The 8579-nt window shown below is 62.6% G+C and carries 7 protein-coding genes and 2 pseudogenes; 5 read left to right on the top strand and 4 right to left on the bottom strand.

Translation table 11 applies throughout. The features are described 5' to 3' along the window. Positions 1 to 113: 113 nt before the first annotated feature. The 3 genes from Q2941_RS30005 (at position 114) to Q2941_RS30015 (ending at position 3637) form a co-directional block, all read left to right on the top strand. The gene (locus tag Q2941_RS30005; protein ID WP_458194637.1) at positions 114 to 2435 is read left to right on the top strand and encodes an FdhF/YdeP family oxidoreductase; all 2322 of its coding nucleotides are present in this window, start codon (positions 114 to 116) and stop codon (positions 2433 to 2435) included. Between the two features lie 27 nt (positions 2436 to 2462). Next, positions 2463 to 2897, top strand: a complete 435-nt coding sequence (locus Q2941_RS30010; RefSeq protein ID WP_458194638.1) for a PPC domain-containing DNA-binding protein — start codon at positions 2463 to 2465, stop codon at positions 2895 to 2897. A gap of 131 nt (positions 2898 to 3028) precedes the next feature. Continuing rightward, positions 3029 to 3637 (top strand): cysteine hydrolase family protein, encoded by a 609-nt coding sequence (locus Q2941_RS30015; protein WP_458194639.1) that lies wholly within the window; start codon positions 3029 to 3031, stop codon positions 3635 to 3637. Here the strand turns inward: Q2941_RS30015 and Q2941_RS30020 are convergent. The 3 genes and pseudogenes from Q2941_RS30020 to Q2941_RS30030 form a co-directional block, all read right to left on the bottom strand. Beyond that, positions 3638 to 4844, bottom strand: a pseudogene (locus Q2941_RS30020) (oxalate decarboxylase family bicupin). A gap of 13 nt (positions 4845 to 4857) precedes the next feature. After that, complete coding sequence (locus Q2941_RS30025) at positions 4858 to 5574, bottom strand: NADP-dependent oxidoreductase (RefSeq protein ID WP_458194640.1); 717 nt, start codon at positions 5572 to 5574, stop codon at positions 4858 to 4860. A gap of 13 nt (positions 5575 to 5587) precedes the next feature. Further along, positions 5588 to 5794, bottom strand: a complete 207-nt coding sequence (locus Q2941_RS30030) for a hypothetical protein (RefSeq protein WP_458194641.1) — start codon at positions 5792 to 5794, stop codon at positions 5588 to 5590. A gap of 144 nt (positions 5795 to 5938) precedes the next feature. Between Q2941_RS30030 and Q2941_RS30035 the strand changes: the two genes are divergently transcribed. Both Q2941_RS30035 and Q2941_RS30040 read left to right on the top strand, forming a co-directional pair. Next, positions 5939 to 7015 (top strand): flavodoxin family protein, encoded by a 1077-nt coding sequence (locus Q2941_RS30035; protein ID WP_458194642.1) that lies wholly within the window; start codon positions 5939 to 5941, stop codon positions 7013 to 7015. A gap of 70 nt (positions 7016 to 7085) precedes the next feature. Further along, positions 7086 to 7256 (top strand): annotated as a pseudogene (locus tag Q2941_RS30040) (cation efflux transmembrane domain-containing protein); the annotation flags it as partial. An 807-nt stretch (positions 7257 to 8063) separates the two neighbouring features. On the opposite strand, the gene Q2941_RS30045 reads toward Q2941_RS30040, so the two are convergent. Next, the gene (locus tag Q2941_RS30045; protein WP_458194643.1) at positions 8064 to 8366 is read right to left on the bottom strand and encodes a DUF1488 family protein; all 303 of its coding nucleotides are present in this window, start codon (positions 8364 to 8366) and stop codon (positions 8064 to 8066) included. Positions 8367 to 8579: the final 213 nt, after the last annotated feature.

Raw genomic sequence — 8579 nt, forward strand, 5'->3', positions numbered from 1 at the left:
TTTGTCCTGCAACGAAGTATCGACGCGCCAGCGCGCGCAATGTTCCGAATGGGGAGGAACCAGCGTTGCCGCCTTCAGTTTTCCGTGCGGGGCTTGCAATCGAAGGGCCTGCCATGCGGCAAAAAGCAAAAGTCGAAACCTATGATGCGCCGGCCGGTGGCTGGGGCTCGCTCAATGCCGTCATGCATATCCTCACGCAGGAAGAGGTCGCGATTCTCGGAAGCGAGATCCTGCTGAAGCAGAACAAGCCCGGCGGTTTCATGTGCGTGAGCTGTTCCTGGGCCAAGCCCGCGAGCCCGCATCCGTTCGAGTTCTGCGAGAACGGCGCCAAGGCGACCGCGTGGGAGATAACAGGCAAGACCGTCACGCCGGAGTTTTTCGCGCAGCATACGCTCGAAGAGCTGCGAACGTGGTCCGATCATCAATTGGAAGAGCTGGGCCGGCTGACCAATCCGATGCGCTACGACCCGGTCCGCGACAAATATGTGGCGGTGGACTGGAGCGAGGCCTTCCGTGAGATCGGCGCCGAGCTGAACAAGCTCGATCCGCATTCGGTCATTATGTACACCTCCGGCCGTGCCTCGCTGGAGGCGAGCTACATGTACCAGTTGTTCGGCCGGATGTATGGCACCAACAATTTTCCAGACAGCTCGAACATGTGTCACGAGACGACGTCGGTGGCGTTGCCGCAGGTGATCGGATCTCCGGTCGGCACCGTGCTCCTGAAGGATTTCGAGCACACCGATTGCATTTTCTTCTTCGGCCACAACACCACCACGAACGCACCGCGCATGCTGCATCCGCTCCAGGAGGCGGCCCAGCGCGGCGTGCCGATCGTGACCTTCAATCCGCTCCGCGAGCGGGGTCTCGAACGCTTCGTCAATCCGCAAAATCCGCTTCAGATGATCGCGGGCGGCACCCGCATCAGTACGCAATATCATCAGGTCCGGGTCGGGGGCGACGCCGCGGCGATCGTCGGCATCTGCAAATGGGTGATCGAGTCGGACGATCTCGCGCTGGCCAATGGCACGCCGCGGATGATCGACGTCGATTTCATCGCGCAGCACGCGGCGGGGTTTGAGGAGTTCGCAACGTTCTGCCGCGGTCAGGACTGGAGCGAGATCGAGCGGGAATCGGGGTTGTCGCGGTCGGCGATGCTCGAGGCGGCAAACACCTATATGACCGCAGAGGCTGTCATCGTCAATTACGGCATGGGCGTCACCCAGCACAAGCACGGTGTCGAAACCGCCAAGATGATCGTCAATTTGCTGCTGCTCCGCGGCAATATCGGCAAGCCGGGCGCGGGCATCTCGCCGATCCGCGGCCACTCCAACGTCCAGGGCCAGCGCACGGTCGGCATCTCCGAAAAGACAAAGCTGGTGCCGCTCGACAAGCTCGCTGAACTCTACGGCTTCGAGCCGCCGCGATGGGATGGCTTGTCGACGGTGGATGCCTGCGAGGGCATTTTGAAGGGTGACGTTCGCGGCTTCGTCAGCCTCGGAGGCAACTTCGTTCGCGCCATTCCGGAGCGCTCGCTGATGGAACCGGCCTGGTCCGGCCTGCGCCTGTCGGTGCAGGTCGCGACAAAGCTCAACCGCAGCCATATCGTGCCCGGCGAAGTGACCTATCTCTTGCCATGCCTCGGCCGGATCGAAATCGATGAGCAGGCGAGCGGCGCGCAGGCGGTGTCGATGGAGGATTCGACCGCCTGCATTCATGGATCGCGCGGCCAGCGCAGGCCGGTGGCCGAGCATGCCCTGTCGGAGCCGGCGATCGTCGCAGGCCTTGCCAAGGCAACATTGAAGCCAAATCCTACGGCCGACTGGGACGGCTGGATCTCCGACTATTCGCGCGTGAGGGACGCGATCGAGCGCACCTATCCAGACCAGTTCAAGGACTTCAATAAGCGCATGTTCGAGCCGGGCGGCTTTCCGCGTCCTCTCGCTGCTCGGGAACGCAAGTGGAAGACACCGAACGGCAAGGCGAACTTCACCGTTCCCAAGGCCGCCTTTGCGCCGCCGCGGGAGAGCGATGACGTCTACGAGCTGATGACCATGCGAGCCGACGGACAGTTCAACACGACCATCTACACCGAGGACGATCGCTTTCGCGGCATCCAGGGCAGCCGATACGTCGTGCTGATGAATCCGGCCGACATGGAGGCGGACGGGTTGAAGGCGGGAGACACCGTCACGCTGGTGACGGAGGCGAACGACGGTGTCGAGCGCAGCCTCAGCGAGCTTCAGGTCGTGCCCTACGACATCCCGCGCCGGAGCCTCGCCGGCTACTATCCCGAATGCAACGGGCTGATCCCGCTCTGGCACTACGCAGAAGGCAGCAAGGTACCAGCGGCAAAGTCCGTTCCGGTGCGGCTCTTCAAGGACGTGGTGCCGGAAATCATCGAGGGCGGAGAGATGCTGATCTCGGCCACCTAGTGGACATCACAACAGCGGGACTTTCGGATGAAATCGAAGACGATGAGCGACGGCGCGGAGCGGGTGTTTGTCCTGATTCTGGATCAGGGCGAGGAGGCCTTCAAGACGATCACCGAATTCGCCGATCGCGAGAAGATCACGGGCGCGTCGGTATTGGCGATTGGCGCCTTCTCACAGGCGAAGGTCGGCTGGTTCGATTTCGCGGCCAAGAAGTACAAGCCGATCGAAGTTGGCGAGCAATGCGAGGTGCTGAGCCTGCTCGGCGATGTCGCGCAGGGGGATGACGGCAAGGCCAGCCTGCATCTTCACGCCGTGCTCGGTTTGCAGGATGGCACGCTGCGCGGCGGCCACCTCCTGTCGGGATCGGTCCAGCCAACGCTGGAGGTGACGATCACGGAGACCGTTGTTCACCTTCGCCGCAGGAAGCGGCCGGATCTTGGTATCGCGCTCATCGGCATTTAGTAACCGGAGACCACATGTACCTGAAACGAACAGGCGCGCGCGATGATGGTTCCAGGCAGCGGCGCACCCGCGAGGGATCGTCAGCGCTCTCGATCCGTTACCCCACCGGAAGCGCTCAAGGGGGAGGAACGATGCGAGACAGCCAATCCGAGATTGCCCAAATCCGGAACGCCGTGCACCTCTGCACCGACATGCAGAACATCTTTGCGCCAGGCGGCCTCTGGGCAACGCCCTGGATGGAGCGGGTGCTGCCGACGATTGTCGCGATCGTGTCGCGCTATCAGGCGAGAACCGTTTTCACACGCTTCATCACGCCGCAGGCGCCGGAGGATCGTCCCGGGCAGTGGCAAAACTATTTTCGGCGCTGGCAGCAGGCGACGCGAAATCACCTTCCGTCGTCCGCTCTTGAACTCGTGCCGGAGCTGGCCCACTACGTGCCTCCGGTTCGCGTCGTCGACAAGCCGGCCTATTCGGCGTTCAGCAATCCGGCTTTGGCAAGTCTGCTGATCGAGCAGGGGATCGGTACGGTGGTCATTACCGGTGCCGAGACCGACGTTTGCGTCCTCTCGACGGTGCTCAGCGCCGTCGATCTCGGCTTCAGGGTTGTCATCGTCGAAGATGCGCTGTGCAGCTCGTCCGACGTCGGGCACGATGCGCTCATGACGATGTATCAAACGCGTTTTCACGGGCAGGTGGATCTGGCAACCACCGACGAGCTGATGGACGTCTGGCGCGAATGACTAGACGACAGGCTGCTTTTCCTTGCGCAGTTTCTCGATCACCGCGCGATCGATGTTCAGATGCGCCGCGACCAGCTCAGGTGGGGTCAACGCCATCCATTGCGCGAGCGAGACATCCATGAAGCGCGGCGACCTGAACAGCTCGAGGAAGCGGAGCGGTTTGTCGCCGGTGTTCTCGATGAAATGGCTCATCGACATCGGCACGTAGCCGACGTCGCCGGCGCGGTAGTCGAACGTCCGCGCCCTCGCTTCGGCTGCGAACGCGGTCATGCGTGCGTGGCCCGCGATGTAGTACTGCCATTCGTCGGCGTTCGGATGCCAGTGCAGCTCACGCATGTGGCCAGGATTGACCTCGACCAAAGCCGCCGCGACGTGCGTCGAGATCTTGAAGTTGCGGGTATCGGCGATGCGGACGTTGCCACCCGGCGATTGGGTTGGCGGCTGCTGCGTCAGATGGAACACCATGTCGAGCGGTACGGCGCCAAGCGTATCGTGCACCGCGTCCGCCTCCAGTTGCGGGGGCGGCGGCTCGGCCTGGAAGATGAAGCGCTCCTGCCTGGGAAGCCGGTCGAGCGCCTTCGCATCGATGGCCAGGTTTTTCGCCAGCACGCCGGGGGCGTTGTGGGCGAACAGGTCGGTGATCGCAAACGTGCTGTCTTCCGAAAACTCGCCGTCCGGAAAACGCGAGCAGGAACTCGCAACCTTCGTCCGGCAATCCCTGGATCGAATGTGGAATGCCGGAAGGGAAATACCAGAGGTCGCCGGGTCCGACATCGGCAATGAAATTGTGGCCGTCATTGTCGACCGCCGTGATGCGGGCCCTGCCAGCCAGCATGAAGGCCCATTCGGCCTGCTTGTGCCAGTGCAGCTCGCGCACGCCGCCCGGCGTCAGGCGCATGTTGACCCCCGCCATCGTGGTCGAGATTGCCAGCTCGCGCTGCGTGACCTCGCGCGACCAGCCGCCGGTTCGGATCTTCATATGCGCGTCTGCAAACGAGAACCGCAGGTTCGGCACTGAGCCGTGGTCGGTGGACGGCGGCCGCAATATCTCCGGGTTCTGCAGCTCCCGCTCCGGATTAGGCGGACCAATGATGGTTGCGCCCTTGTCCCCGATCATCTGTTCGTTGCGCGGCTGGGCCGAGGCCGCCGCGGTGGCGCCAAACGCGGCTGCCGCCGCCAGCAGGGAGCGTCGGTTGGGTGTGCTCATGACATGCTCCCGTTCAGCCGCATGTCAGCACGATCTTGCCGGTGGTGTGGCCGTGCTCGACGGTCGCCAGGGCCTCGGCTGCCTGCTCGAGCGGGTATGTCGCCTGGATGTGCGGCTTCAACTTGCCTGCATCGGCCAGCCTTCCGATCTCGGCCAGCTCTTCGCCATCGGGCTCGACGGTGTACCGCATCGCGGTTACGCCGAGCGCCTTTGCGCGGTCCTGCGATGGCTCGGTCAAGGTCGAGATCAGCCGCCCGCCCTTGTTGAGAAGCGCCCATGACCGCTCGCGGGTTTCTCCGTCGATCAGGTCGAATACCATGTCGAGAGTCTTGGCAACTTCTTCGAAGCGCTGGGCCTTGTAGTCGATCACCACGTCGGCTCCGAGCGATCGCGCGAAATCGACGTGTTCGGTGGACACTGTCGTCAGCACGCGGGCACCCATGACCTTGGCGAACTGGATCGCGAAATGGCCGACCCCGCCCGAGCCGCCATGGATCAGGACTGTCTCGCCTGCCTTGAGCTTGCCGTGCCGAAACAGGCCTTGATAGGCCGTTTGCCCCGCGAGTGGGATAGCCGCGGCCTGAACATGATCCAGCCCCGCGGGCATATCGGCAACGGCGCGCTCGTCGAGCACAACCTGCTGGGCATAGCCGCCGCCGAACACTGGGACCATGCCGAACACAGCGTCGCCCGGCCGAAAGCGCGTCGCCTGGGCGCCGCAGGTCTCCACCGTGCCGGAGACGTCACGGCCTAGCGTGTAGGGCAGGCGGTCCCTTTTTTACGGAGGGATATTTGCCCGACCTGATCTTGAAGTCGACGGGGTTGACGCTGGCCGCGCGTACCGAGACCAGGATCTGGCGCGCGTCAGGGCCGGATTGCTCGAGCCGCTCGACGCGGAGGACGTCGTTGCTGCCGAATTGGTGGAATCGGATTTTGATTGACTGAGCCATGTTGGCTGACGCCTCAGCTCAGCACGGGTTCCTATGCGCCTATCGATCGAAGCTGGAGGCGCCGTCAACCGGCCACCCTAGGCTTAGGAACTGCAGGCGAAAGTCTCGGTTGGTCGAACTGCACCGAGTTATCAAGGAGCCAGCATGACGGAACCGGACGTTCGCAAAGGGATGCCGCCCGTCAAGCTGACACGCGAGGAGTTCAAGAGCCGTTACAAGAGCCAGTTCGTCGATCCCGCCTTCACACCGCTGGAGGGGGAGCTGGATGCGATCATTGGCGCGGCTTGGGACGCCTACAGCCATACGCGCAAGTCACCCGTGACGCAAAAGGCCGGCGCGGGATTTGCCGATCCCGCCTACGACCTCTCTGTCGACTGGCTCGCGACGCGCGCCGCCATCCTTGAGGCGCAGCGACGGCATGACGATGCCAAGGCGACGCCGCGCATCCTCATCGTCAACGGTTCGGCCCGCAGCGAGCATACCTGCTCCGGCGAGATGTCCAAGACCTGGCGCATGGTCAAGCTGGCCGAGCCCGTCTTCACCGACATGGGATTTGCCGTCGACATCCTCGATCTCTCGCGCCTTGCGTCCGAGTTCGGCAAGAACATTCATCCCTGCAAGTCCTGCGTCTCGACGGCCATGCCGCTGTGCCACTGGCCGTGCAGCTGCTATCCGAACTATTCGCTCGGCCAGACCAGCGACTGGATGAACGACATCTATCCGCTCTGGGTGGCCGCCCATGGCGTCCTGATCGTAACGCCGGTGAATTGGTATCACGTGCCAGGCGGACTCAAGGCGATGATGGATCGCCTCGTCTGTGCCGACGGCGGCAATCCCGATCCGACCTCGACCCACGGCAAGAAAGTCGATGAAGCCAAGGTCCTCGAGCAGAAGGGTTGGTCGTACCCGCGCCATCTCGCAGGCCGGCATTTCGGCCTGATCGTTCACGGCGATAGCGTCGGCGCCGAGGGCGTGCGCCGAACCCTGTCCGATTGGCTTACCGACATGCACCTGATCTCGGCGGGCCGCTTCGGCGAGATGGACGGTTATGTCGGCTACATGAAGCAATACGCGACCTCGCACCACGATCTGGATGAAGACCGCGCGTTCCAGCAGCAGGTACTGAATGCAGCCCGAGCGTTGGGCCATGCCGTGAAGCTGGCCCGGAGCGGGCGGCTCGAGCGTCCCGGAGCTGGTCTGTCCGATCCGGTTCCGAAGTGAAATCGCCGAGCCGTTCGACGTCCGACCGATGCGGATGGGCTCGGCGATGCGAAGAGAGATTTTCGGTGACATGGCCGCAGAAGGACCGAGCAAGACCATCGTCTACGCCGCGCTCGTCGGCAACGTCCTCGTCGCGGTCACCAAGATCGGAGGCGCAGCGTGGACCGGAAGCTCGGCGATGATGAGCGAGGCCGTGCACTCGGTGGTCGACAGCACCAATGAGGTGCTGCTGCTCTATGGTTAACATCGCGCAAGCCGCTCGCCGCTTCGGTCCCGATAGCGCCAGCATATGAGCAACCGCAGCAAATGACCCGAGGGGCCAACAGGCGACGTTCGCGAAATGAAAGAGGCCGGTGGTCGAACGGCCCGCTTGGGCGCTTAGCTAGCTTTTCGATAGTCGGCCGCCATGACGAGCAGAGTAGCTCGCACCGTTCGCCCTCGCAGCGCCGCCTGCCTCTCGCAGACAAGTTCAAGTGATCGGGCACCGAAGTGTTGGTTACTCGTCGTCCTCGCGAAGGGAACGGTTCGTAGGTCTTCCGTCAAACGAAGCTGTCAGGTGGCGGTATGTTTTTAAGAAGCTCTCGGTGTTCGGTACGTGAGCTGCAACAACCAACGGCGCAGACGGCCCATCGCATGTATTTCCGCGCTACGTTTCATCCGAAACGCGTGAAACTGTATTCGCCTTTCGATTTTCCAGAGCGGCGACAACCCTATCGGCCGTTTCCAAGCCAAGCCGACTAACCCTAGCCGTATCGGAGCGCGCCCATTGCAACGTCCTCTGGACGCGCGTACGCGCAGCCTTGCCTGCATCAGCCTCGCAAGGCACCGTTCCCTGATGGACTGTTGTCTCGTATCGCTCTATCGGCGCGCTCTAGCAAGTCGTCATTCATTGCCGTCCATTTCCTGCTCGACGTTGTATATGCGCTTGCGAAGCGGGCAGCAACTCGGGCCTTTACCGAAAGCGTGCACCTCTCCAATGGGGGCACCAGCAGTGTGCTCTGACCGATCGGAAGATTTCCTCTCGGCCCTCAGGAGCCGAGTCCACGTCCTAGATCGGATCGCTGGTGGTCAACCGGATCGCAGGCATCCCCTCGTACTTGTCAGCATCGGGACCGTCCCGATCAAATTTGTCACTGGCAGCCGCCTCGATGCGGGCTCGAAACCTCTCGAAATGCTTGAAGGCAGCAGCGAAGTCTCGATCGAATGGATCAAGTTGGGCCAGGGCCTCGTAGCTGACGAAAACGCGTACTGGCTGGACAGGAGCGGCTCCCTTAACCGTCATCCAGAATGCTATTGCCCGCAGTTCGCCGTGAGCTACAGCCTTGCCTTTCCCGTCGGCAGCCAGCGGCATGGCATTTCTCCCGCCACCAATTCAACCGTAACGAGCGAACACGCGCAACGATGCGGCCGCAATCGGGACGGATTTCTGGCTTGGCGCACTACGGGCGCGGGGCGTGACAGGCGCCCCTTATGGTAGCCGTCCGGCGAAGCTTTCAATTACCCACAAGTGCTTGATTCATTTGCGGGAGGCTCGATCGAAGAATCTTGAATCGGATGAATCGCT

Source organism: Bradyrhizobium sp. UFLA05-153, assembly GCF_054185185.1.

Coding starts and splice junctions, on each gene's coding strand:
- Q2941_RS30005 (WP_458194637.1), top strand. CDS start 114: ATGCGGCAAAAAGCAAAAGTCGAAACCTATGATGCGCCGGCCGGTGGC.
- Q2941_RS30010 (WP_458194638.1), top strand. CDS start 2,463: ATGAAATCGAAGACGATGAGCGACGGCGCGGAGCGGGTGTTTGTCCTG.
- Q2941_RS30015 (WP_458194639.1), top strand. CDS start 3,029: ATGCGAGACAGCCAATCCGAGATTGCCCAAATCCGGAACGCCGTGCAC.
- Q2941_RS30030 (WP_458194641.1), bottom strand. CDS start 5,794: ATGGCTCAGTCAATCAAAATCCGATTCCACCAATTCGGCAGCAACGAC.
- Q2941_RS30035 (WP_458194642.1), top strand. CDS start 5,939: ATGACGGAACCGGACGTTCGCAAAGGGATGCCGCCCGTCAAGCTGACA.
- Q2941_RS30045 (WP_458194643.1), bottom strand. CDS start 8,366: ATGCCGCTGGCTGCCGACGGGAAAGGCAAGGCTGTAGCTCACGGCGAA.